Source organism: Mycobacterium sp. NGS40 (genome assembly GCF_059812735.1).
The window spans coordinates 36324-60671 of sequence record NZ_JCALDG010000019.1 but is presented as its reverse complement, the minus strand read 5'-3'; the positions used below and the strand labels follow the sequence as shown (position 1 = coordinate 60671).

Annotated in this window: 18 protein-coding genes and 1 pseudogene; 10 read left to right on the top strand and 9 right to left on the bottom strand. The window is 67.4% G+C overall.

Features of this window, described 5'->3' with window-relative positions:
* Positions 1-2: 2 nt before the first annotated feature.
* The 6 genes from AC5Y5O_RS24630 to AC5Y5O_RS24605 all read left to right on the top strand — a co-directional run bounded on the left by AC5Y5O_RS24630 (position 3) and on the right by AC5Y5O_RS24605 (position 7859).
* On the top strand, positions 3-2015 hold the full coding sequence (locus AC5Y5O_RS24630) for an acetyl/propionyl/methylcrotonyl-CoA carboxylase subunit alpha (protein ID WP_096289912.1): 2013 nt from the start codon (positions 3-5) through the stop codon (positions 2013-2015).
* Positions 2016-3182 (top strand): acyl-CoA dehydrogenase family protein, encoded by a 1167-nt coding sequence (locus AC5Y5O_RS24625; protein ID WP_500027847.1) that lies wholly within the window; start codon positions 2016-2018, stop codon positions 3180-3182.
* Positions 3183-3198: 16 nt separating this feature from the next.
* Positions 3199-4050: an enoyl-CoA hydratase family protein gene (locus AC5Y5O_RS24620; RefSeq protein WP_096289914.1), complete on the top strand. Its 852-nt coding sequence runs from the start codon at positions 3199-3201 to the stop codon at positions 4048-4050.
* Positions 4051-4124: 74 nt separating this feature from the next.
* Positions 4125-4727, top strand: coding sequence for a DUF1707 SHOCT-like domain-containing protein (locus AC5Y5O_RS24615; protein WP_096291347.1), 603 nt, complete (start codon positions 4125-4127; stop codon positions 4725-4727).
* Between the two features lie 294 nt (positions 4728-5021).
* The gene (locus tag AC5Y5O_RS24610; RefSeq protein WP_096289915.1) at positions 5022-6500 is read left to right on the top strand and encodes a condensation domain-containing protein; all 1479 of its coding nucleotides are present in this window, start codon (positions 5022-5024) and stop codon (positions 6498-6500) included.
* 3 nt (positions 6501-6503) lie between these two features.
* Entirely contained in the window at positions 6504-7859 is a 1356-nt protein-coding gene (locus AC5Y5O_RS24605) for a WS/DGAT/MGAT family O-acyltransferase (RefSeq protein ID WP_096289916.1), read from the top strand.
* On the opposite strand, the gene AC5Y5O_RS24600 is transcribed toward AC5Y5O_RS24605, so the two are convergent.
* The 6 genes from AC5Y5O_RS24600 to AC5Y5O_RS24575 form a co-directional block, all read right to left on the bottom strand.
* Positions 7856-9838: a vWA domain-containing protein gene (locus AC5Y5O_RS24600; protein WP_500027844.1), complete on the bottom strand. Its 1983-nt coding sequence runs from the start codon at positions 9836-9838 to the stop codon at positions 7856-7858. The two genes, AC5Y5O_RS24605 and AC5Y5O_RS24600, sit on opposite strands and share 4 nt — an antisense overlap.
* Positions 9831-11216 (bottom strand): sigma 54-interacting transcriptional regulator, encoded by a 1386-nt coding sequence (locus AC5Y5O_RS24595; protein WP_500027842.1) that lies wholly within the window; start codon positions 11214-11216, stop codon positions 9831-9833. Before AC5Y5O_RS24595 ends, AC5Y5O_RS24600 begins: the two co-directional genes overlap by 8 nt.
* Before the next feature lie 54 nt (positions 11217-11270).
* Positions 11271-12842: a bifunctional phosphoribosylaminoimidazolecarboxamide formyltransferase/IMP cyclohydrolase gene (gene purH, locus AC5Y5O_RS24590; protein WP_500027840.1), complete on the bottom strand. Its 1572-nt coding sequence runs from the start codon at positions 12840-12842 to the stop codon at positions 11271-11273.
* A gap of 7 nt (positions 12843-12849) precedes the next feature.
* Positions 12850-13479 carry a phosphoribosylglycinamide formyltransferase gene (gene purN, locus AC5Y5O_RS24585; protein WP_096289920.1) on the bottom strand — a complete coding sequence of 210 codons (630 nt, stop codon included), beginning with the start codon at positions 13477-13479 and terminating at the stop codon, positions 12850-12852.
* Positions 13480-13712: 233 nt separating this feature from the next.
* A complete protein-coding gene (locus AC5Y5O_RS24580; RefSeq protein WP_096289921.1) occupies positions 13713-15143 on the bottom strand; it encodes a cell division protein PerM in 1431 nt (476 codons plus the stop codon).
* Positions 15144-15182: 39 nt separating this feature from the next.
* Positions 15183-16028: a DUF5336 domain-containing protein gene (locus AC5Y5O_RS24575; RefSeq protein WP_096289922.1), complete on the bottom strand. Its 846-nt coding sequence runs from the start codon at positions 16026-16028 to the stop codon at positions 15183-15185.
* A gap of 279 nt (positions 16029-16307) precedes the next feature.
* Between AC5Y5O_RS24575 and AC5Y5O_RS24570 the strand changes: the two genes are divergently transcribed.
* Positions 16308-17156 carry an LLM class F420-dependent oxidoreductase gene (locus AC5Y5O_RS24570; protein WP_096289923.1) on the top strand — a complete coding sequence of 283 codons (849 nt, stop codon included), beginning with the start codon at positions 16308-16310 and terminating at the stop codon, positions 17154-17156.
* A 154-nt stretch (positions 17157-17310) separates the two neighbouring features.
* Positions 17311-18642: pseudogene (locus tag AC5Y5O_RS24565) on the top strand (PPE family protein).
* 14 nt (positions 18643-18656) lie between these two features.
* Here AC5Y5O_RS24565 and AC5Y5O_RS24560 read toward each other — a convergent pair.
* From AC5Y5O_RS24560 to sucC, 3 genes are all read right to left on the bottom strand, one after another.
* Positions 18657-20192 carry an acetyl-CoA acetyltransferase gene (locus AC5Y5O_RS24560; protein WP_500027836.1) on the bottom strand — a complete coding sequence of 512 codons (1536 nt, stop codon included), beginning with the start codon at positions 20190-20192 and terminating at the stop codon, positions 18657-18659.
* Positions 20193-20300: 108 nt separating this feature from the next.
* Positions 20301-21203 carry a succinate--CoA ligase subunit alpha gene (sucD, locus tag AC5Y5O_RS24555; RefSeq protein ID WP_096289926.1) on the bottom strand — a complete coding sequence of 301 codons (903 nt, stop codon included), beginning with the start codon at positions 21201-21203 and terminating at the stop codon, positions 20301-20303.
* 12 nt (positions 21204-21215) lie between these two features.
* On the bottom strand, positions 21216-22379 hold the full coding sequence (gene sucC, locus AC5Y5O_RS24550) for an ADP-forming succinate--CoA ligase subunit beta (protein WP_500027834.1): 1164 nt from the start codon (positions 22377-22379) through the stop codon (positions 21216-21218).
* Between the two features lie 264 nt (positions 22380-22643).
* On the opposite strand from sucC, the gene AC5Y5O_RS24545 reads away from it, so the two are divergent.
* Both AC5Y5O_RS24545 and AC5Y5O_RS24540 read left to right on the top strand, forming a co-directional pair.
* A complete protein-coding gene (locus tag AC5Y5O_RS24545) occupies positions 22644-23732 on the top strand; it encodes a M23 family metallopeptidase (protein ID WP_243394174.1) in 1089 nt (362 codons plus the stop codon).
* 1 nt (position 23733) lies between these two features.
* Complete coding sequence (locus AC5Y5O_RS24540; RefSeq protein WP_500027832.1) at positions 23734-24297, top strand: hypothetical protein; 564 nt, start codon at positions 23734-23736, stop codon at positions 24295-24297.
* The last annotated feature ends 51 nt before the right edge of the window (positions 24298-24348 follow it).

The window sequence follows — 24348 nt, the reverse complement described above, 5'->3', positions numbered from 1 at the left end:
CCATGGGAATCACTCGAGTACTCGTTGCCAACCGCGGCGAGATCGCCCGCCGAGTCTTCGCCACCTGCCGCCGGCTCGGTCTGGGAACCGTCGCGGTCTACACCGAACCGGACGCCGCGGCCCCGCACGTCGCCGAAGCCGACGCCCGGGTGCGCTTGGCGAAGACCAACGACTACTTGAATGCCGAGGCCATCATCGCCGCCGCGCGGGCCGCGGGCGCCGACGCCATACATCCCGGCTACGGATTCCTCTCGGAGAACGCCGACTTCGCGGCCGCCGTCGCGGACGCGGGCCTGACCTGGATCGGGCCGCCGGTGGACGCGGTACGGGCGATGGGCTCCAAGATCGAGTCCAAGAAGCTGATGGCGTCGGCGGGGGTGCCGGTGCTCGACGAACTCGACCCCGACGCGGTCACCCAGGCGCAGTTGCCGGTGCTGGTCAAGGCCTCCGCGGGAGGCGGCGGCCGCGGTATGCGGGTGGTCCACGAGTTATCCGCTCTGGCAGGCGAAGTCGCCGCGGCTCAGCGCGAAGCGCAGTCTGCCTTCGGTGATCCGACCGTATTCTGCGAGCGCTACCTGCCGACCGGCCACCATGTGGAGGTTCAGGTCCTCGCCGACACCCACGGCACGGTGTGGGCGGTCGGAGAACGGGAGTGCTCGATTCAGCGGCGCCACCAGAAGATCATCGAAGAGGCGCCGTCGCCGTTGGTGGAACGCATTCCGGGCATGCGGGCCAAGCTTTTCGACGCTGCCCGGCTGGCCGCCAGCGTCATCGGCTACGCCGGGGCCGGGACGGTGGAGTTCCTCGCCGACGACTCGCCTGGTGGACAAGGCGAGTTCTTCTTCCTGGAGATGAACACCAGGCTGCAGGTCGAGCACCCGGTCACCGAAGAGACCACCGGGCTCGACCTCGTCGAACTGCAGCTCGCGGTGGCCGACGGCCACCGCCTCGATGCCGAACCTCCCGCCGCCCAAGGGCATTCGATAGAAGCTCGCCTGTACGCCGAAGATCCCGCACGCGGGTGGCAACCCCAGGCCGGCCTGGTGCACACCATCGATGTGCCCGGCAGCCGGGCACAATTCGCCTCGTTGGGACAGCGCACCGGCATCCGGCTGGACTCTGGCATCGTCGACGGATCGGTGGTGTCGATCCACTACGACCCGATGCTGGCGAAGGTCATCTCGTATGCACCGACCCGCCGGCAAGCCGCGCTGGTACTGGCCGACGCGTTGGCCCGGACACGACTGCACGGGCTGCGCACCAACCGCGAGCTGTTAGTGAACGTGCTACGGCATCCGGCATTCCTCGACGGTGCGACCGACACCGCGTTTTTCGACACGCACGGCCTGGCGCAGCTGTCGGCACCGCTGAGCGACGAAGGCGTGGTGCGGTTGTCGGCAATCGCCGCGGCCCTGGCCGATGCCGCACACAATCGTGCGGCCGCCGTGGCGTTCGGCTCGCTGCCCAGCGGCTGGCGCAACCTCACTTCGGGATATCAGGTCAAGACGTACACCGACGACCAGGACAACGAACACCGAATCCAATACCGGTTCACCAGAACCGGATTGGTGCTCGCCGGGGACGAGGCCGTGCATCTGGTCTCGTCGGCACCCGACGAAGTGGTGCTGGCCGACGCCAACGGCGTGGCATGCCGATTCGCGGTTGCCCGCTACGGCCCCAACCTCGACGACGTCTACGTCGACTCGGCGCGCGGACCGGTTCATCTGAACGCGGTGCCCCGGTTCCCGGAGCCGGGATCGTCGGTTGCCAAGGGATCGCTGGTTGCGCCCATGCCCGGCAACGTCATCCGGCTCGGCGCACAGGTGGGCGACAGCGTAACGGCCGGCCAGCCGCTGATCTGGCTGGAAGCGATGAAGATGGAGCACACCATCACCGCGCCGTCAGACGGCGTACTCAGCTCCCTGGCCGTCACGAGCGGCCAGCAAGTAGAAGTCGGCGCCGTCCTGGCAATAGTCGAAGCGCCGGAGAACGGCCAAGTAAAAGGAGATTCGTAAATGACCGATACCAGCTTCATCGAAAGCGAGGAGCGCCAGGCGCTGCGCAAGTCGGTGGCCGCCTGGGCGTCCAAATACGGCAGCGAGTACTACCTGAAAAAGGCGCGCGCCCAGGAGCACACCGATGAATTGTGGTCAGAGGCAGGCCAACTCGGCTTCCTCGGCGTGAACCTGCCGGAGGAATACGGTGGCGGCGGCGCCGGCATGTACGAGCTGTCCTTGGTTATGGAAGAAATGGCCGCCGCGGGCAGCGCGCTGTTGCTGATGGTGGTCTCCCCGGCGATCAACGGCACCATCATCAGCAAGTTCGGCACCGAAGAGCAGAAGAAGCGCTGGATCCCCTCCATCGCCGACGGCACGATGACGATGGCGTTCGCGATCACCGAACCCGACGCCGGGTCGAACTCACACAAGATCACCACCACCGCGCGCCGCGACGGCAGCGACTGGATTCTCAAGGGCCAGAAGGTCTACATCTCCGGCGTCGATCAGGCGCAGGCCGTGCTGGTGGTGGCACGCTCCGAGGAGGCCAAGACCGGCAAGCTGCACCCGGCGTTGTTCGTGGTGCCCACCGACGCGCCCGGCTTCAGCTACACGCCGATCGAGATGGAGCTGATCAGCCCCGAGCGTCAATTCCAGGTCTTCCTGGACGACGTCCGGCTGCCAGCCGATGCGCTCGTCGGGGCCGAAGATGCCGCGATCGCACAGCTTTTCGCGGGCCTGAACCCCGAGCGGATCATGGGTGCGGCGAGCTCGGTAGGCATGGGCCGCTTCGCACTGGAGAAGGCTTCCGACTACGTCAAGACCCGCCAGGTGTGGGGAACCCCGATCGGCGCGCACCAGGGTCTGTCACACCCGTTGGCGCAGTGCCACATTGAGGTCCAGCTCGCCAAACTGATGATGCAGAAGGCCGCCACGCTCTACGACGCCGGTGATGACTTCGGTGCGGCCGAGGCCGCCAACATGGCGAAATACGCTGCGGCCGAGGCGGCTACCCGTTCGGTGGATCAGGCCGTGCAGTCGATGGGCGGCAATGGTCTGACCAAGGAGTACGGCGTCGCCGCGATGCTCGCCTCGGCCCGGCTGGGACGGATCGCACCGGTCAGCCGCGAGATGGTGCTGAACTTCGTCGCGCAGACCTCCCTGGGCCTGCCCCGAAGCTACTGATGACGGGGTCTTTTGAATGACTACCCTCGTCGAATATGCCGTCGCGGGACCGTTGGCCCGGCTGACGCTGAATTCACCGCACAACCGCAACGCGCTATCGACCACCCTGGTCACCCAGCTGCACCAGGGTCTGTGCGACGCGGCGGCGGATCCGGCCGTGCGCGTGGTGGTGCTCGGGCACACCGGCGGCACGTTCTGCGCCGGCGCGGACCTCAGCGAAGCCGGCGCCGGCAACCCGGGTGGCGATCGCGAGGGCGGCGAAGCCGGGCGAAGCGGGTCGCCACCGTCGGCATACGACATGGCCGCGGCGCGGGCCAACGAGATGACCGCATTACTGCGGGCCATCGTCTCCTCGCCTCTGCCGGTCATCGCCGCGGTCGACGGTCATGTGCGTGCGGGCGGATTCGGTTTGGTCGGCGCCTGTGACATCGCGGTGGCCGGACCGCGCAGCACCTTCGCGCTCACCGAGGCGCGCATCGGTGTGGCCCCGTCCATCATCTCGCTGACGCTGCTGCCGAAGTTGTCGCCGCGGGCGGCCGCGCGCTATTACCTCACCGGCGAGACGTTCGATGCGGCCGCGGCCGCGGCGATTGGATTGGTCACGATCGCAGCCGACGATGTCGATGCCGCAGTGGCCGAACTGGTCGCCGATATCGGCCGCGGATCGCCCCAGGGTCTGGCCGCGTCGAAGGCGCTCACGACGGCCGCGGTGCTCGACGGGTTCGACCGCGACGCGCAGCGGCTCACCGAGGAATCCGCCCGGCTGTTCGTCTCCGACGAGGCCCGCGAAGGCATGCTCGCATTCCTGCAGAAACGTCCACCGAGTTGGGCGCCGCCCGCGGCCACCGACGATGCCGATCGCAATTAGGCATGCGTAGGAGGTTGGTTGCGATTTAGCCAACCCTCTTGCAGCAAAAGTTGTACGTCGTACGCTCGTGGATGATGAGCGATTCAGCGCAGCACGATGCGAAGGACGCGCGTGAGGATTTCTCGCGTGCGGCCGATACCGATCGCATACAAATTGCGCAATTACTCGCCTACGCGGCCGAGCAGGGTCGCCTGCAGCTCAAGGACTACGAAGACCGTCTGACCAGGGCGTATGCGGCCACGACGTACGAAGAACTGGATCAGCTCCGGGCCGATCTGCCGGGTGCGCCGATAAGCCCGCGCCGCGGCGGGAAGCAGAATCCGGCGCCCTCCACCCTGCTGCTCGCGCTGCTGAGTGGATTCGAGCGGCGGGGGCGCTGGAACGTCCCGAAGAAGCTGACCACGTTCACGCTGTGGGGCAGCGGGGTGGTGGATCTGCGCTATGCCGACTTCACGTCGACCGAAGTCGATATCCACGTGGTCTCGATCATGGGTGCGCAGAACATCCTGTTGCCGCCCGAGGTCAATGTCGAGATCCACGGCCGCGGCGTCATGGGTGGTTTCGACCGCAATATCGTCGGCCAGGGTACGCCGGGCGCGCCGCGGGTGAATATCCACGGCTTCTCGCTGTGGGGCGGTGTGGGCATTAAGCGCAAAGCCCGCCGACCCCATGGGTAAACCCGCCGGACCGGTTGAGGGCGTCAAGGCTACTGGCATCGTTTCGCAAATGCGTGGGATTGCGTATCTTCGCAAAACCACGAAAACGTGACGCCCGTCGACTAGCGTCCAGAGCAGCGGCTCAGGGGGTGCAAGCGACGCCACAGGGTTGGGCCCCGAAGTATCGGGAACGCGCGTCGCACGAATTCCAGCGCAAAGGCTTATCAAGACTGCGCGAAAAACGATGTGACAACGGTAGTTCCGCCCCTCCCGAGCCGCCACGAATGCCGGCATCACGCACAGCGAGGCGCAAGAATGGTCGCACTGGGGAACATCAACGAATGGCAGCCGCCACACGGTCCGCTGACCATGTGGACCGCCGTACCGACGGCGCATGAGGCGGCCCGCACCGCCCAGCGAAGCGCTCTCGCCCCGAGTTACCAGCAGGCCCAACACCTCTGGGCCGCGTTTCACGGCAGGGCCATGGAAAGGCAGCTACCGCGGCTGATGGTCGTGGCCTGGGATATCGCGGGCACGTGCGACATTCCGATCATGACGACGGCGGTCAACTCCCATGTCCGTCGCCATGACACATATCACAACTGGTTCGAATTCGAAGACGGCGCGATCGTGCGCCGCCCCATCGAGGACCCGGAAGACATTGATTTGGTCCCCGTGTCGTGGGGACATATGACCCCCGACCAGGTGCGCACCCATGTCCTGACGACGACCCGCGAAACGCTCGAATGGGGATGCTTCAGCTTCGGCATCATCCAGCACGCCGACTACTTCACCTTCTACGCCAGCGTCGACCATCTGCACATCGACGGCTTGTCCGCCGGCGTCATCTTCTTCGACATTCACCTGACCTATCAGGAGCTGTCGGCGGGCGCGGCGCACCAGCCCGCCACACCTCCCCAGCTCCGAAGCTACCGCGACTACACCACGCGGCAGCGCGAGAAGGTTGCGGATCTGACCCTGGAATCGCCGGAGATCAAGGACTGGATCGCGTTCGCACGCGACGCCGACGGTAACTGGCCGAGTTTCCCGCTGCCCCTGGGCGACACCTGGACCAGCAGCGCGGGCGACTTGGTGACCGTCGAGTTGCTCGACGCCGCCGGAACGGAGGCGTTCGACGCCGCCTGCATCGCGGCCGGCGCCCGGTTCCTCGGCGGCGTTCTGGCGTGCACCGCGTTGGCCGACTATATATTGACCGGCAACGAGATTCATCGCGGATTCACCGCCAGGGACACCCGGACCCAGGGCATCGACACGATGACGGTGGGATGGTTCGCAAGCATGGTTCCGGTTGTCGTGCCGACCGCCGGCGGCTCGTTCCCCGAGGCGGCCCGGGCCGCCCAGAAGTCGTTCGATGCGGCCAAGGATCTCGCTCATGTGCCGGTCGAGCGGGTCTTGGAGCTCGCGACACCGGATGAGCTGGGCATCAAGCTGCCATCGCAGCTACCGATGATGCTGTCCTTCCTCGACTTTCGTAAGATTCCCCTGGCCGGGCTGTGGGCAGAGACGAACTTCGGCACCTACGGCGACAGTCTGTCTCACGGCGGAGTGAATGTCTGGATCAACCGGCACGCCGAGCGAACCACGGTCACGATCTCGTTCCCGGACAACGAGGTCGCCAGGGAGTCGGCGCACCAATACGTCGAGACCCTGAATCGGATTTTCTCCCGCATCGCGGGCAAGGCCCTGGAGCAGTCGAGCGTCGTTGCGGCTGAGGCGAGTTCGGGTGGCCTGTATGCCCTTTCCCCGACGAAAGACGACGACGAGGCGGCTTAGAATATGAGCAATGTGCTGGACTTGGCCGACCAGACGCTCTTTCTCGGCGAGCGGGCGACCGCGACCACCAGTGTGTTGCAATGTATCTGGGTGTACGACCACGCCATCGACGTCGATGGTCTGCGGCGTTTCCACCACCACCTGGGCCGGGGACGGCTGTCACGCCGAATCGAACGGTCCCCCTTGCCGTTCGGCCGGCACCGCTGGGTGAGGTCCGGCGACCGTCCCAGCCTCGAGATCGCCACAACGGCCCGGCCGCGTGACGAGATCGACGCATGGCTCGAAACGCAGGCGAGCTACCGGCCGGACGCCGAACACGGACCCGGCTGGCACCTGGCGATGTTGCCGCTGACCGACGGCGGCGCGGTAGTGAGTTTCGTTGTCACGCACTGCCTTACCGACGGTGTCGGGCTCTGCGAGGCGTTGGCCGACGCAGCGTGCGGACGCGACGACGCGATCACCTGGCCGGCCGCGGCGTCGCGGCGACGGTGGCAGGCGCTGCGCGAGGACGCACGCCAAACCGCGCGCGACACAACGGATATGGGGCGAGCCATCGTCGCCGCCGCGCGAATGGCCCGACAGGCCAACGACAGTGCCCCCGCCAAGTCGGCGAAGAAGCGCCCCGCGCCGCCCAGCGGACCCGACCAAAGCATCTCGTTGCCCATGGCGATGCTCTTCTTCGACGCCGACGACTGGGACGCCCGCGCAGAGGCGCTCGGCGGAACCAGCAACGCGCTCCTCGCCGGCTTGGCCACCTATCTCGCCCAGCGCGTGGGCCGGGTCGCGGCGGACGGCTCGGTCAACGTCGGGATGCCGCTCAACGAGCGCGCCGCCGACGATACCCGCGCCAACGCCGTGATCAATGTCGACGTCACGGTCAGACCGCCGACCGCGGCGACCGGTCTGGGCGAAATCCGCGCCGCGATCAAGCAATCGCTGATCCGCAGTCAGGAGCTGCCCGACGAGCGGTGGGCATTGCTACCGCTGATCCCCCTGATTCCTAAGCCGGTCTTCCGGCGGCTGATCAGTGTGGTCACCGGCAGCGCCACCACCGTCGTGTCGTCCAATCTCGGCGCGATCGACCCGGCTGCCAACCGGCCGGACGGCACCGACGCCGACTACTTCGCGATGAAGTCGGTGTACCCGGGCGTCACCGCCGCGACGATGTACAACACCAACGGCGCGCTCGCGTTGTTGTCGGGGCGAGTGCACGGGCAGGTGTTCGTCTCGTTCCTGGCCTATGAGCTGGGCCGCAACAACTCGAATGATGATCTCAGAGAACACATCTCGAGCGCGTTGAGCGAATTCTCGCTGACCGCCATCGCGGGCTGGCGCACCGCCAGCGCGGCATCGCGCTAGCGACGGCGCCGAGATCGTAGATAGTCGCCGACCACCGCGGCACCCAGGCCGTCGAGATCGGGCACCACGACGCGTCCCTCGACCCGTCGCGCGACCTGGTCGATGAACCGCGCCAGGCCCGGGTCACTGCCCAGCCGGAAGATCGTGATCTGTGCACCCAACCGCGCCATATCGTCGAAGCCACGCACGGTGTGCGCGATGGTCCGCGGGTGCGGCGGATAATCGAAAAACACCGACGACCCGTCGCCGTCGACATCCTCGAGATGTGCGGTCGGCTCGCCGTCGGTCACCACCAGCACGACGGGCTGCGCGTTGGGATGACGCCGCAGATGACGGCCCGCCAGCGCCAGCGCGTGATGCAGGTTGGTGCCCTGCTCGTAAACCCCCTCCAGGCCGGTGAGCTCGGCCGCGGACACGGTCCGGGCGTACCGGCCGAAAGCGATGATCTGCAAGGCATCCGACCGGAACCGCGTGCACACCAGGTGGTTGAGCGCGAGCGCCGTCTGCTTCATCGGCAGCCAGCGGTTCTCCATCACCATGGAAAACGAGGTGTCGACCAACAACGCCACCGCGGCCTGGCTGCGCGTCTCGGTCTCGGACACCTCGACGTCGTCGACGGTGATGTTCAACCGCGCGTCCGGGCCGTCGAGAGTCGAGGTTCCCGCTTGCCGCAACACCGCATTGGTCAGGGTGCGGGGTATGTTCCACGGCTCGGTGTCACCGAACTGCCACGGCCGGGTCGCGCCGGTCAGCTCGCCCGCTGCCCCGGCACGCCGCAGCTCGCGGTCACCTCGGCGACTCGAAAGTTGTTGTGCCACATCACGTAACGCGGTCTCGCCGAGCCTTCGCATCGCTTTGGGCGACAACCGCCACTGGCCGTCGGAACCACGATCCAAAAAGCCCTGATTAACCAGCGCCCGTTCCAGCTCGGACAGGGTCCGCGCGTCGATCGCGGCCTGATCACCCAGCTGGCGCGCCAGCGCATCCAGATCGACGTCGTCCATCGTGGCGCCGGGATAGCTCTGCGAAAGCTGGTCGGCCAGCTGCTCCAGCTCGGCCACGTCGGCCAGGGCCTGGGTGCCTTCGCCCATGCCGAAGGGGTTGTCGCCGGAGAACTGCTCGGAACCCATCCAGTCCTCACCGGGCCGGGCGGCCTGCAGGTTCGCATCGAGGCGGTTCAACGCGTTCATCAGCGACGGAGAGCCAAAAGCCTGCTGCGCCAGGGCATCCAGTTCGGCGCGCTGGTCGGGGCTCAGGCTGTTGCGGAAGCGTTGCGCGGCGGCGGCCCGCTTGGCCAGCGAGTCCATCAGCTCGTCGATGTTGCGCGGGTTCTCCGGAAAGAACTCGCCGTGGGAGTCCATGAAGTCGTCGAAGTCTTGCTGGGTGTCCTCGCCGCGATTGTGCTTGTCCAGCAGGTCGTTGAGGTCGTCCAGCATGTCGTTGACACGCTGGCGATCCTCGTCGGTGGCGCCCGCAAGCGCCTCCTTCATCCCGGCGAAGCGCTGGTCGAGCATCTCGCGGCCGAGCAGATCCTTGATCTGGTCGTACTTTTCGCGGGCCTCCTGGCTGCGCCAGTTGTACTCGGACAGTTCCTGGACCGCCTTGGCCGGCGAGGACGGCAGGGCATCGAGCTGCAGTTCGCCGAAGCGGGCGTCGTCGTCGAGCGCGCGGGCCAATTCCTTGCGCTCGGCCAGCACCGCCTCGTCGAGCAGCTTCTTGATGTCCTGCAGTGTCCCGTCTAAGTTGTTGCGGCGCAACAGGTCCCGTCGGCGCCGGTTCGCTTCGGCGGCCAGCCGGTCGGCGCCGCGCATGTTCTCGGTACCACGGCGGAGCAGCTCGGACAGCGCCCGGCGCGGGGAGGTGCCGCCCATCACGTCCTGCCCGATCTGCTCGAGCGCCTCGCGCAGATCCACCGGCGGCGCCAGCGGGTCGGGCCCGCCGGTGTATGCCGAGTATCGCGAGGAATGCCCTTTAGCCATAGACGGTCTGGCCCTCCCCGGATACCTTGTCGATTCTCTTGGCCAGGTACAACGCTTCCAGCGCCAGTTCCAATGCCGCGGCCCGTTCGCCCTCGGATTCCGCATTCAGCCGGTCGGCGATCTGCTCGACGACGGGCAGCCCCGGAACGGCGGCCAGCACGTCCTTGGCGGAGACGCGCTCGCCGGTGGTCACCGCGGAGCCGGCTTCCACCGCGGCGACCAACGGCGCGACGTCGATGCCGCCGAGCGCGCGGGACGCGGTGTCGGCGGTCGCGCGGCGCAACAGGTGCTCGAGCACCGCCTGCTCGCGGCCTTCCTCACCGGACTCGAATTCCAGCTTGCCGCGCAGCACGTCGATCACGGTGCCCAGGTCCACAACTCGGGCCACCGGGTCGCTCTCGCCGAGTACCGCGCCGCGGTGGCGGGCCGAGGCGGCGACGGTCTCGGCGGCGGCGATGGCGAACCGCGCCGAGACGCCGGAGCGCTGGTCGACCGAGTTGGACTCGCGCAGGTAGCGGGCGAACCGCGCGATCACCTGGTTCAGGTAATCGGGCACCTGTGCGCTCAGGTGCGCTTCCTGAACGATGACGCCGACCTCCGCGTCCAGCTCCAGCGGGTAGTGGGTACGGATTTCGGCGCCGAAGCGGTCTTTGAGCGGGGTGATGATGCGCCCGCGGTTGGTGTAGTCCTCGGGGTTGGCGCTGGCGACCACCAGCACGTCCAGCGGCAGGCGCAGCGTGTAGCCACGGACCTGGATGTCGCGTTCCTCCATCACGTTGAGCATCGACACCTGAATGCGCTCGGCGAGGTCGGGCAGTTCGTTGACCGCGACGATGCCGCGGTGGGCGCGCGGGATCAGGCCGTAGGCAATGGTCTCCGGGTCCCCGAGGCTGCGGCCCTCGGCCACCTTGATCGGGTCGATGTCACCGACCAGGTCGGCGACGCTGGTGTCGGGGGTGGCCAGTTTCTCGGTGTACCGCTCGCTGCGGTGCCGCCACTCCACCGGCAAGTCGTCGCCGAGGGTGGCGGCCCGGCGAATCGACTCCGGCGTGATCGGCGTATAGGGGTGCTCGCCGAGTTCCGCGCCACCGATCACCGGCGTCCATTCGTCGAGCAGCCCGGTCAGCGCACGCAGGAGTCGAGTCTTGCCCTGGCCGCGTTCGCCGAGCAGAACGAAGTCGTGACCCGCGATCAGCGCCCGCTCCAGCTGAGGCAATACGGTGTCCTCGAATCCGAGGATGCCCGGCCAGATGTCGTCACCCTCGGCCAGCGCGGTCAGCAGATTCTCGCGGATTTCCTGCTTGACGCCCCGTTCGCGATGACCGGCCGCACGCAGCTCGCCGACGGTTCGGGGCAGATTGCTCGGTGATGTCACCACTCCACGCTACGTCGCGATACACAGGTGCGTCATGCGCACCGGCTTTAGTGCGCGCTAGTGAGCGAAGTGGCGCGCACCGGTGAGGTACAAGGTGACACCGGCTTCGGCGGCGGCGGCGGTCACTTCGTCGTCGCGTACCGAGCCGCCGGGGTGCACGATCGCCTTGACGCCGGCACGCGCCAGCGTTTCCAACCCGTCCGGAAACGGGAAGAACGCGTCGGAGGCCGCAACCGCACCACCGACTCGGTCACCACCTCTTTCCACGGCCAGCCGAGCCGCGTCGACCCTGTTGACCTGACCCATGCCGACGCCGATGGTGGCGCCGCCGGAGGCGATCACGATCGCGTTCGACTTCACCGCGCGACAGGTGCGCCACGCAAACACCAGGTCGCTCAACGTCGCCGGGTCTGTCGGTGATCCGGCCGCCAGCGTCCAGTTGGCCGGGTTGTCGCCGTGCGCGTCAAGCTGGTCTCGCTGCTGCATCAGCAGTCCACCGCTGATCGGTTTCAGTTCGGCGCCACCGGCCAGCGGCTCGGAAGCCACCAGCACCCGGATGTTCTTCTTGCGCGTCAGCACATCGAGGGCATCCGGCGCGTAGGCCGGGGCAACGATCACTTCGGTGAAGATGGTGCTGACGTATTCCGCCATCTCAACGCTCACTTCGGTATTCGTGGCGATGACGCCCCCGAAGGCGCTCAGCGGATCGCACTCGTGAGCCTTGCGATGTGCGTCAGCGACCGACACCGACGAGATGGCGATCCCACACGGGTTGGCGTGCTTGATGATTGCCACACAGGTGTCTTCGTGGTCGAAGGCCGCCCGCCAGGCCGCGTCCGCATCGGTGAAGTTGTTGTAGGACATCTCTTTTCCGTGCAGCTGCTCGGCCTGCGCCAGACCCGGCCACGCCGCGGGGTCGACGTAGAGGGCGGCCTGCTGGTGCGGGTTCTCGCCGTAACGCAGCATCGCCGAGCGGCGCCAGCTGTGGCCGAACCACCGCGGGAAGGCGGTCTCCGGATGCTCGGGCGCCAGCGTCGACTCCATCCAGCTCGCCACCGCGATGTCGTACTCGGCGGTGTGCGCAAACGCCAGCGATGCCAGCTTCTTGCGCTCGGCGAGAGTGAATCCGCCGTTGCGCGTCGCCGCGAGCACCCCGTCGTAGCCGAGCGGGTCCACCACGACCGCCACACTCGGGTGGTTCTTCGCGGCCGCCCGGACCATCGACGGCCCGCCGATGTCGATCTGCTCGACACATTCGTCCAGGCCCGCGCCGGAGTCGACGGTCTGGCTGAACGGATAGAGGTTGACGACGACGAGCTCGAAGGCGGCGATCCCGAGCTCCTCGAGCGCCGCGGCGTGCTCGGGCTTGCGCAGATCGGCCAGCAGCCCGGCGTGCACGCGCGGGTGCAGGGTCTTGACCCGTCCGTCGAGCACCTCGGGGAAGCCGGTCAGCTCCTCCACGGGTGTAACCCGGATCCCCTTGTCTGCAATGGTTTTCGCGGTCGACCCGGTCGAGACGATCTCGACGCCGGCCTCGCTCAGCCCCTGAGCGAGTTCGATCAGGCCGGTCTTGTCGTAGACGCTGATCAACGCGCGGCGAATCGGCCTTCTTGACTCGTCGGTGCTCATGCTGTGCTCATCCCAAGGTCGCCTTTCGTCCGATCCAGGTCACGCCGCGGGTCGCGACCCCGGCCACCACGTCCACCAGCAATCGCCGTTCGATGACTTTGATGCGTTCGTGCAACGTTTCTTCGGTGTCGCCGTCGAACACCGGAATCGGCTCCTGCGCCAATATCGGCCCGGTGTCCATGCCGGCATCTACCAGGTGCACCGTACAGCCGGTGACCTTCACACCGTAATCCAGCGCTTCGGGAACGGCATGCGCTCCCGCGAAGGCCGGCAGCAGCGCCGGATGCGTGTTCAGTGTGCGGCCGACGAATCGCGAAAGGAATTGCGGTCCAAGGATTTTCATGAAACCGGCCGAGACGATCAGATCGGGCGAGTGCGCGGCGGTGGCCTCGGTGATCGCGGCGTCCCAGGCCTGCCGATCGGGGTGGTCGCCGAGGCGGACGGTGAAGGTCGGCACCGATGCGGCCGCGGCGATCTCGGTGGCCCGGCAGTCGCGATCCACGCCGACCGCGACCACCCGCGCCGGGTAGTCGTCGACGGCGGCGGCCAGCAGGGAATTCAGTAGCGATCCGGTGCCCGACGCCAGCACCACCAGCCGCGCCGGCGCACTCGGGGGCACGCGGAGCGGTTCGACCACATCGCGAGCCTAGTCCGACGACGATGCGCGTCGCCGCGCGACGCGGGAGGAGTCGGGCAATCGGGCCGCAGCCCGACGACGATGCGCGTCGCCGCGCGACGCGGGAGGAGTCGGGCAATCAGGCCGCAGCCCGACGACGATGCGCGTCGCCGCGCGACGCGGGAGGAGTCGGGCAATCAGGCCGCGACGACGGCGCCCGGCCGACGATACGACCGGCCGAACACCGCAACCGGCTAGTCCGGACGATCGCGCTCGGTCGCGCTGCGCTCCGGTTCGTCGGGCTCGGGCACCCCGGCCGCGGGCTCGTCGAACGCGGGCTCGCCGGGCAATGGCTCGCGGGGCAGCGGTTCGTCCAACGGCGGTTCGTCCAACGAAGGCTCCGCAAACTCCTCCTCGTCTTCGAGAAACATTTCGTGCTCGACGGGCTCGGAAAACACGTCCGCGAAATCCTTCGGTTCTTCGGCCGGCGGTACGGGCGCACGCTTCGGTTTGGGCCGCCGGAGCCTGCCGAGCCGGACCGGCCTGACCCCGCCGGCCATCACCACCGTGACCCAGCCGATGACCGCGAACCAGAAGAAGGTGCCGATCCACAGGGTGCCCTGGTCCACCCCGACGTCGCCGAAGTTGCCCAGCCGGCCGCTGCTGCCGAATGCCAGCAGCGACATCACCAGCGTTCCGACCACCGCGGCAACCAACAGCTTGGCCAGCGCTGCAAGCAGCGGGAGCGGACGCCGGGCGCATTGCTGGCCGACCGCCACACCGGACGACGCGCCGACGATCAGCAGCGCCACCCACACCGGCCCCAGCGGCGGCGTGGGCGCGGCGGCCAACACGGGCAGCGCCGGAATGTCACCGCCGAAAACGGTGAACGAACTGAACGTCGCGAATCCGATATGTGCGCTGGACCCCACCGCGACCGCCGAGGTTCCGACGATGACGTTGGGCGCGTAGAGAATCGAGAGCACGGTGAGGCTGAACTCGCCGAAGATGGAATCGGTGATCCCGTAGAGATCCTGCATCGTCGCCCAGTGCACAACCAGCGATCCCGCCGTCACCAAGCCGGAGAGTCCGACCAGCGCCAGCACGCCGGCGACCGCGGCACGCACCGAATCGGCCAGCCAGAAGGGCAGCGACGCCGCCGCCAGCGCCCGCCGGCCGACCCGGGATCCCACCCCGATCGCGGCGCCGATGGCGTGCACCACCGCGACGCTGGCGAATGCGCGCAGGGCGCTGGGTGTCTGCAACTCGGTGAGCACCGTGGACGCGTCGTGGATGACGGCCAGCGCGATCGCCGCGATCAGCAGCGGGCCACCCAGCGCCGACGCGACGACCCAACGGACCACGAGCCAGGAGGAATAACGGCTGGTGGCCCGCGCGGTGGTACGCGCGGTCGCCCACACCATGAACAGGATCGGCAGCAGCGGCAATACACCGAGCTCGCGGCCGCCGATCGAAATCGGCACCTTGTGCACGCCCAGCCAGATGCTGGCGATCGCCCCGAGCGCGCCGGTCATGTCGCTGTTGGCGATCAACAGCTGCAGCAACGTGACCGCGGCGATGACGACCAGTGCCAGCACCGCCGGGCCGAACGCGACCCGGACGAGGTCACGCGCCTGGCGAGCGCCCGCTGCCCGGTTGTCCCCGCTCTCTGGCACCCTTTTCACTCTTGGCGCACGTGGCCTACGAGGCGCGAGAACTCGCGGTTAGGAGGGGGCCGGTCCAGAGGGCGACTGGTCCCCGGGCTGCTCAGCGGCGACCGAGGGGGGCGGGCTGAAGCTCGGGAAGCCGGTGGGCGGTGTCGAGGGGCCCTGCTGCTGCGCGGCTGGCTGCGGCCCGGACTGCGGAGACTGGGCGCCGAAGCCGCCGGTCGGGATCGCACCCTGGGTCGGGGCCTGGCTCGAGGGGTTGTAGCCGCCGTATTGCGATCCATATCCCGACTGCGGGTTGTGCTGCTGCGGCGTCTGCTGACCGTAGTAGCCGCCGTGCTGTTGACCGCCGTACTGACCGTACTGACCGTATTGACCGTACTGCTGAGCGTAAGGGTCGTACTTGGGCCGCGGCGGCGGCGCGGTGATGACGCCGGCGTCCAGCAGCAGCGCGACGACCGCGGCGACGGCCTGCAGCACACTGGCCGCAACCAGCGGCCACATCGCCCAGCCGACGGCGAACCCGGACGGGGTGTTGATGACCTCGGCGATCGCCAGCAGCGCACCCAGGACGGCGACGGCGGCCACGACTCCCGAGTAGTTCTTGGCCTTGGGCAGCAGGCTCAACCCGGCGAGCAGCGCGGCCAGGACGGCGACCAGCACGGCGGTGCCGGCGTCGCCCGCGCGTCCGCCGGCGGCCGGACCCAGGTCGGAGCTGAGCACGAAGGTCGGCCCGAAGTTCAGCAGGTACACCGCCAGGCCGAGCACGACCACCGCGATGTTGACGTACAACGGCAACTTGCTCTCGCCGTCGTCGGTCTTCGCGAACGAAGGGGTGGCACCGGGGTAGGAGCCACCCGGCTGCGCTTGGGGATAACCGGGACTCCCGGGCGAGTAGGTCATGACTCCTCCTGTTGCTTCAGTGCCTTACCTCGACAGGCGCCACCCCACCTTTGCGGTGCGACGCTGTGCTTCCAAGGCCCGCCGTACTCGACTGCCAAGACGTGCCCGCGCCTGCGTTACGCGCGATCGATCCACCACGCTAGCGCACGTTCGGGCGGGCATGCCGGAGCGACCGGCCCCCGCGTGCGACCAGGGCGGATCGCCGCGGCACCCCGTCCGCGAGGGACTCCGCGGGGGGCGGGTTGCTCGGCACAGGTAGAACACGTTCTAATTCTGTGCATGGATTACGGGCTAGTGCTCTTCACCAGTGACCGTGGCATCTCTCCGGCGGCCGCCGCCAAACTTGCCGACGACCACGGCTTCAAGACGTTCTACGTGCCGGAACACACCCACATCCCGGTCAAGCGGGAGGCCGCGCACCCGACCACGGGTGACGAGTCGCTGCCCGATGACCGGTACATGCGCACGTTGGACCCGTGGGTGAGCTTGGGCGCCGCGTGCGCGGTGACGACGCGCGTGCGGCTGTCCACCGCGGTGGCGCTGCCGGTCGAGCATGACCCGATCACGCTGGCGAAAAGCATCGCCACGCTGGACCACCTGTCCGGTGGCCGCGTCAGCCTCGGTGTCGGATTCGGCTGGAACACCGACGAACTGGCCGACCACGGCGTGCCGGCCGGACGCCGGCGCACCTGCCTGCGCGAGTATCTCGAAGCGATGCGCGCGCTGTGGACACAAGAGGAAGCCTCCTACGACGGCGAGTTCGTCAAGTTCGGCCCTAGCTGGGCCTGGCCCAAGCCGGTGCAGGCGCACGTTCCGGTGCTGGTGGGCGCCGCAGGCAATGAAAAGAACTTCAAGTGGATCGCGCGCAGCGCGGACGGCTGGATCACCACACCCCGCGACTTCAACATCGACGAGCCGGTGAAGCTGTTGCAGGACACCTGGGCGGCCGCCGGGCGCGATGGCGCCCCCCAGATCGTGGCGCTGGACTTCAAGCCGGTGCCCGAGAAACTGGCGCACTGGTCGGAGCTCGGGGTGACCGAGGTGCTGTTCGGCCTGCCGGACAAGTCCGCGGACGAGGTCGCCGCCTACGTCGAACGTTTGGCGGGCAAGCTCTCGTCGATGGTCTGAGGCGGTCAGCTGCACACCCGTACGGTGCATGCAGTAGTCGGTCTCCGAACCGGACATAAATTGCAGTAGTCAGTCCCGGGTCGAATCGTCGTCGAATCTGCGCACAATTACCGGCACGTTTGCAGGCCGTATGTTGTGACGAGATCGAGCGCCCATGGATTGGTTGTTGTTGCCTCCGGAGGTCAACTCCGGGTTGCTGTATTCCGGCCCCGGGTCAGGGCCGATGTTGGCGGCTGCCGCGGAGTGGGATGCGCTGGCCGCCGAGCTGGAATCCACTGCCAACGGCTACTCCGCCGCGGTGTCCGGGCTGACCGCCCAGGCATGGACGGGCCCCTCATCGATGCTGATGACGGCCGCAGCGAACGCCTACTTTGAATGACTGACCACTAGCGCCGCCCAAGCACTACAAACCGCGAACCAGGCCTACACCGCGGCGGCCGCCTACGAGACGGCGTACGCCATGACGGTGCCCCCGCCGCTGATCGCAGCCAACCGGGCGCAGTTGACGGCACTGGTGGCGACCAACTTCCTCGGGCAGAACACCGCAGCGATCATGGCCACCGAAGCCGAGTACATGGAGATGTGGGCCCAAGACGCCGACGCGATGTACGCCTACGCCGGCGCGTCGACGCCCGCGAGCACCCTGACCCCGTTCACCGAGCCGCCGCAAACCACCAACCCGGCCGGGCAGGACGCCCAGGCCCGCTCGGTGGCCCAAACCACCGCCAAGACCACCACCGCCCGCACCCAATCCCTGGTCCAATTGGCGCAGCTCCAGAACACCGGGAGCTTCACCGTCGGCCCGGGGGACATCGCCACCTACGGCGGCATCACGATCATCAACAATGCCAACGGCCCCTTCACGTACACCATCGAGGGCAGCCTCAGCGGCAACGGCATCATCCAGATCCTCGACGCCACCGACGTTTTGACCATCGCACAGGGCGGAACCCTGATCGTCAACGGCACCCTCCATCTGCAGGCGGGAGCATCTCTCACCGTAGCGTCGGGAGGCGCCCTCAACATCGCTGGCCTCAGCGGAAGCGTTATCGTCAACACCGGCTCCCTTAGTGTCGGTTCCGGCGCGACACTGACTGTCAACCAGAGTGTGCTCGCCGTCCATGGCGGCTCGCTCGCCCTGGCCAATAGCTTGGTCACCGTCTCTGGTGGAGCGAACCTTCAGCTCGGGGGAGCCGTCACCAGCATCCACAGCGGCATCGTGACCGCTAGCGCCACCGACACTGCCGGAATCCAAGCCGCGATCGCCGCGGGTCATCTCAGCATCACGTCCACCGGCTCGTCTGTTGTCCCTGTCGCGCCGGCAGCGGCGACTCCCGGCGCAATCGCGCCGCCGGGCATGAGCGCACCCGGCCTGGCGGGAACCTCAGGCATCCAGCCGCAGCTCAGTGTGGATGGCCTCATGGACTTGGCGCGCAGCGTATCTGGCGCCGACCTCGCCGCCGATGCGGCGCCAGTTGCCGGTTAACTCGGGCGCCGTACCTACCCCAGCGAAGCCCGGTTGCCGTTGTCGGTCGTCCACACCGAGATCTCCGCACCCAGCGGATCGTCGTTGCACATCAACGCGACGAGATCCTCGTCGTCGGTGGTGGCCATGAACCGGCTGTTGTCCGCCGCGAGCCTGCCGACGATGATGCCGGTGCGGATCGGCCAGTCGTAGCGCACGGAGTACGTCTCGATCCTCGCCGCGCCGTCGGGCGTTTTCGTGACCTCGACCTTCGGCAGCGCATCGATCTCCTTTTTCAGCGCCGCGCAGTTGTCGGTGCGCCAGTCCACCGGTCTGGTCGAGTAGATGCCGACCGAGTACTTGCTCATGATGCCTCCGTTGGCGCCGACCAGGCCGAATTGCCCTGGCCTGTCTCGCATTTGCGTGACTGTCTCGGCGATACCGTGCAGCGAGTAGCTGTTGCCGGGGCCGCCGAAGTACGGCAATCCACCGGTCAGGGTCAGGCCGCGCGGGTCGTCGCCCTCGATGCCCAGGGCTTCGCAAATGACGAACACCGGGAACGGGAAGCAGCTGTATAGATCGAAGGTGGCGATATCGTCGACGCCAATTCCGGCCACCCGCAACGCTTCTCGGGCCGCATGAACCGCCGCGGGGCTGGCGCCGAGGTCGACGCGATCGAGCATCGCCTGCTCGATCATGTCCGAGTGGCCGTGCAGATAAACCCACTTGTCCTGCGCGACCCCGAGTCGGGACGCCGCCGCCACGGACATCAGCACCGCCGCGGCACCCTGGTTGACCTGATCGCGGGCGACGAGCAACCGCGGGTACGGGTCACAGATCATCCGGTTGTCGTCGCTCACGGTGATGATCTCGTCGACGGAGCGCTCAAGCGGCGATGACGAAAGCGGGTTCTTGGCAGCCACTTTCGACATCGGGGCGAACAACTCGGCCATCTCGCGCCGATAGCGCGCCACGCTGTGGCCGAGGCGCGCGCGACGAGCGTTCTCCATCAGCCCGTACTGTACGGGCGCCCCGGTCAAGCCGTGCTGGATCGTGTAATCGTCGATGTAGCTGAAGATCTGGTGGCCGCGATCCTCCAGCTGACCCTCGATGTGTTCGGTGAAGTTGGGCTTGGCTTTTCCGCTCTCGGCGGCCTGGCGCCAAAAGCGAGCCGTCGATCCCGGCTCCGAGCCCATGATCAGCACGACGTCGGCGTCGCCCGCGGCGATCGTGTTGCCCGCCTCGGTGACCAGTTTCTGCGGACCCTGTCCTCCGACGGGTTCGAGGACCACTCGGGCCGGGTCGCCGCCGAGACGATTCATCACCGAACGCGGGTAGTTGTTCGACTTGCCGAGCGTGGCCGGCATCGGTCCCGAGATCTCGAACTGCCGCAGCGCGAATACCGTGTCGACGGCCTGCGCAACGCCTTTGGCGCCGGTGTCGGCAAGCGCTTCGGCCACGGCCGCCGTCGCGAGCTCGACCGCCGACATGCCCCGATAGTCGGGGTCGTCGATGCGCTCGGTGAACTGCCCGACGCCGACGAGCACCGGAGTACGCGGATCCACCGGCATGACAAACCTCCTGGCAACTGTTAGTTCGACAGGCTAATCGATGCCTGGGACCAAAACGAAACCGCGGCCAGATCGCGAATTCGCGACCCGACCGCGGTCTCGAAAGAACTACAGGCTCTGCAGGATCTCCCGGGCGAGTGCCGCGGTCTCCGACGGCGTCTTGCCCACCTTGACCCCGGCGGCCTCCAGGGCCTCCTTCTTGGCGGCCGCGGTGCCCGACGAGCCGGACACGATCGCACCCGCGTGGCCCATCGTCTTGCCTTCCGGCGCAGTGAATCCCGCGACGTAGCCGACGACCGGCTTGGACACGTTGGCCTTGATGTAGTCGGCGGCCCGTTCCTCGGCGTCACCGCCGATCTCGCCGATCATCACGATGATCTTGGTCTCGGGGTCCTTCTCGAACGCCTCGATCGCGTCGATGTGGGTGGTGCCGATCACCGGGTCACCACCGATACCGATCGAGGTCGAGAAGCCGAAATCACGCAGCTCGTACATCATCTGGTAGGTCAGCGTGCCGGACTTGGACACCAGCCCGACCGGTCCGGGGCCGCTGATGTTGGCCGGGGTGATGCCGGCCAGCGCCTCACCCGGAGTGATGATGCCGGGGCAGTTCGGGCCGATGATCCGCGTCTTGCGCCCCTTGTGGACGTTGTAGGCCCACGCATATGCGCTGTCCTGCACCGGAATTCCCTCGGTGATGACCACCAGCAGCGGAATCTCGGCGTCGATGGCTTCGATGATGGCGTCCTTGGCGAACTTCGGCGGAACGAACACGACCGACACGTTGGCGCCGGTCTCCTTCATCGCCTCGGCGACGCTGCCGAACACCGGAAGTTCGACGTCCTTGCCTTTCGCGTCGACGTGCGACACGGTGGTGCCGGCCTTACGGGCGTTGACGCCACCGACCACCGCGGTGCCGGCCTTCAGCATCAAGGCGGTGTGCTTGGTGCCCTCCCCGCCGGTGATGCCCTGGACGATGACTTTGGAGTCCTTGTTCAGGAAGATAGACATTGCTTGGCTCCCTTACTTATTCGCCAGCTCGGCGGCTTTGTCGGCACCGGCGTCCATGGTCTCGGCCTGGATCACCAGCGGGTGGTTGGCTTTCGCCAGAATCTGGCGGCCTTCGTCGACGTTGTTGCCGTCGAGCCGGACCACGAGCGGCTTGTTGGCCTCGTCGCCGAGCATGTTCAGCGCGGTCACGATGCCGTTGGCGACGGCGTCGCAGGAGGTGATGCCGCCGAACACGTTGACGAACACGCTCTTGACCTGCTTGTCGTTCAGGATGACGTCGAGACCCGCGGCCATCACTTCGGCCGAGGCGCCACCGCCGATGTCGAGGAAGTTGGCCGGCTTGACCCCACCGTGCTTCTCCCCGGCGTAGGCGACGACGTCGAGCGTCGACATCACCAGACCCGCGCCGTTACCGATGATGCCGACGGCGCCATCGAGCTTCACGTAGTTGAGGTCGTGCTCCTTGGCCTTGAGCTCCAGCGGGTCGGTCGCGTCGCGGTCCTCGAACTCGGCGTGGCCGGGCTGCCGGAAGTCGGCGTTGGCGTCGAGGGTGACCTTGCCGTCCAGAGCCAGGATTTGGTTGTCGGGCGTGCGCACCAGCGGGTTGACCTCGACCAGCGTGGCGTCCTCGGCGACGAAAAGCTCCCACAGCTTGGAGATGGTGTTCGCGGCGGCGTCGAGCACCTCGGCCGGCAGGTGGCCCTGCTCGGCGATGGACCGGGCGGTCGCCAGGTCGACACCGGTCACGGCGTCCACCGGGACCTTGGCCAGCCGCTCGGGCTTGGTGGCGGCGACTTCTTCGATCTCCATCCCGCCCTCGACCGAGCACATCGCGAGGTAGGTGCGGTTGGCGCGGTCGAGCAGGAACGAGATGTAGTACTCCTCGGCGATGTCGCTGGCCTCGGCGACCAGCAGCTTCTTCACGACGTGACCCTTGATGTCCAGGCCGAGGATGTTCTTGGCGTGCTCGTACGCGTCGTCGGGTGTCGCGGCGAATTTCACGCCACCGGCCTTGCCGCGGCCGCCGACCTTGACCTGCGCCTTGACCATCACGGGGGCACCGACCTCGGTCGCGATTTCCTTCGCACCCTCGGCGGTGTCGGTTACACGACCGGGCGTAGTAGGTACGTTGTGCTTAACGAACAGTTCTTTCGCTTGATACTCGAAAAGGTCCATGAACTCACTGTCTTCGCTCGAGTTATTTGCAAGGCCTACAGCTGGGCGGTGCCGGAATCGGCGACTCGCACGGTGGAACTGTATCCACCCGCAAAACGGCCCCTACCGCCGCATCCACCCATGTGGCACAGGTCACGACACGCCCGGAGAGCTCAAACGTGATCCAGTTCACAATCCGTCCCCGAGGTTGCCAGCCGGATCGGTAAACGGTTAACGTCCTAAAGTCCAGATAACGTTATGGTCACGATACGAGGACATTTCAGCTTGTCCCAACACCGTCTCGCGCGTACTCCTGCGTTGTCAGGAGCCGGTCGCCACCATCGCGACCTGTGGGCGCAACCGCACCAGAACGAAGTCACCGAGATCCTGCCGTTGGACGGCTTCGACTTCAACGACCTGGACTTCGCGGACTCCGTTGAGCTCGACGAGCTGGACCTCAGCAATGACTCGACGTTCGATTACGAAGCGCAGGTGCTGCTCGCTCCCGAGCTCGACGACCTCGCCGAGATCGACGACCTGACCCCGCTGCGGCTGGCGGCTCCCGCCACGGTGGCCGCCACTGCCGTGAACGAGGGCCTGGCCCAGCTCGCCCTCAAGCTCGGCGCAGACCCGGGCTCGGACGACATCGACGTCAGCGGTGTGCGCCGCAGCGGCCAGCACCGCAAGCAGCCGACCAGTGCGGCCAAGGGCCGGGTTCTGATCTCGGCGATGGCCGCGGGCGCGGCGGCCGCCGCGGCCCACACCGCGACCAGCCAAGCCGAGACCACCAAGGCCGAGACGGTGCTGACCGCCAACGCCTCGGCCCTGACCGGCGGATCGAGCGGCAACGCGACCCGCGGCGCCCAGGTGATCGCGGTCCAGCCGGCGGCCAACGCCCTGCACAACCAGGAGCTCGCCAAGGGCGTCGCTTTCGCCAACGACCGCGCCCAGCGCGAGGCGCGACTGCAGCAACCGCTGTACGTGATGCCCACCCACGGGATCTTCACGTCGAACTTCGGCTATCGCTGGGGCGTGCTGCATGCCGGCATCGACCTCGCCAACTCGATCGGAACGCCGATCGTGGCGGTGTCCGACGGTGTCGTGATCGACGCCGGCCCGACCGCCGGCTACGGCATGTGGGTCAAGCTGCTCCACGCCGACGGCACCGTCACGCTGTACGGCCACATCAACACCGCCCTGGTCAGTGTGGGCCAGCGCGTGATGGCCGGCGACCAGATCGCCACGATGGGCAACCGGGGTAATTCCACCGGCCCACACTTGCACTTCGAGGTGCTCCAAGGCGGCACCGAACGCATCGACCCGGTCCCATGGCTGGCCAAGCGAGGAATTTTCGTCGGCAATTACGCTGGTTGAGGTGACCGCGCCGAACGACCCCGGACCAACTGAGCCGCCCGCCGAATCACGAACACGGATCATTCGACGTGCCCCGAGCGGGCCGATGCCCTCGATCCCGGACCACCCCACCACGCACCTGCCAGGCCCGGCCGCACTCGATCAGGGAGCCACGCGCGCGGCCGCGCGCAGCAGCCTGGCCGACCGGCCGATCGATGAACCGGCTCCCCGGACGGTCACCGCGGCCGCCGCGGTCAGCATCGTCAGCGGCTGGGCCACGTCGGTGGTCGCCACGGATCTGATCGCCGGCTGGTGGCGGACCGATCGCCTGTTCTGCATCGCGATCGCGTTCCTGGCGCTGGTGTTCGCGACCGCCACCATCACCGGCGTGATCATGCTGCTGCAACGTCGCGCGCTGGGCCGCTACCTGATCATCACCGGAGCGGTGGTCGCGGTGCTGACCTACGGCGGTGTTTTCATCGCGGGGGCCCGCGTCGCCTGGATCGTGCACGCCTTCCCGGTGCTGCCGATCGCCAGTGTCCTGTTGGCGATGCACCCGCAGACCACCCGCTGGCTACAGAGGTAAGCCCGTCTCACCGAACGTGCTTCGATGGCGAAAATGCGGCGGCCATCTTTT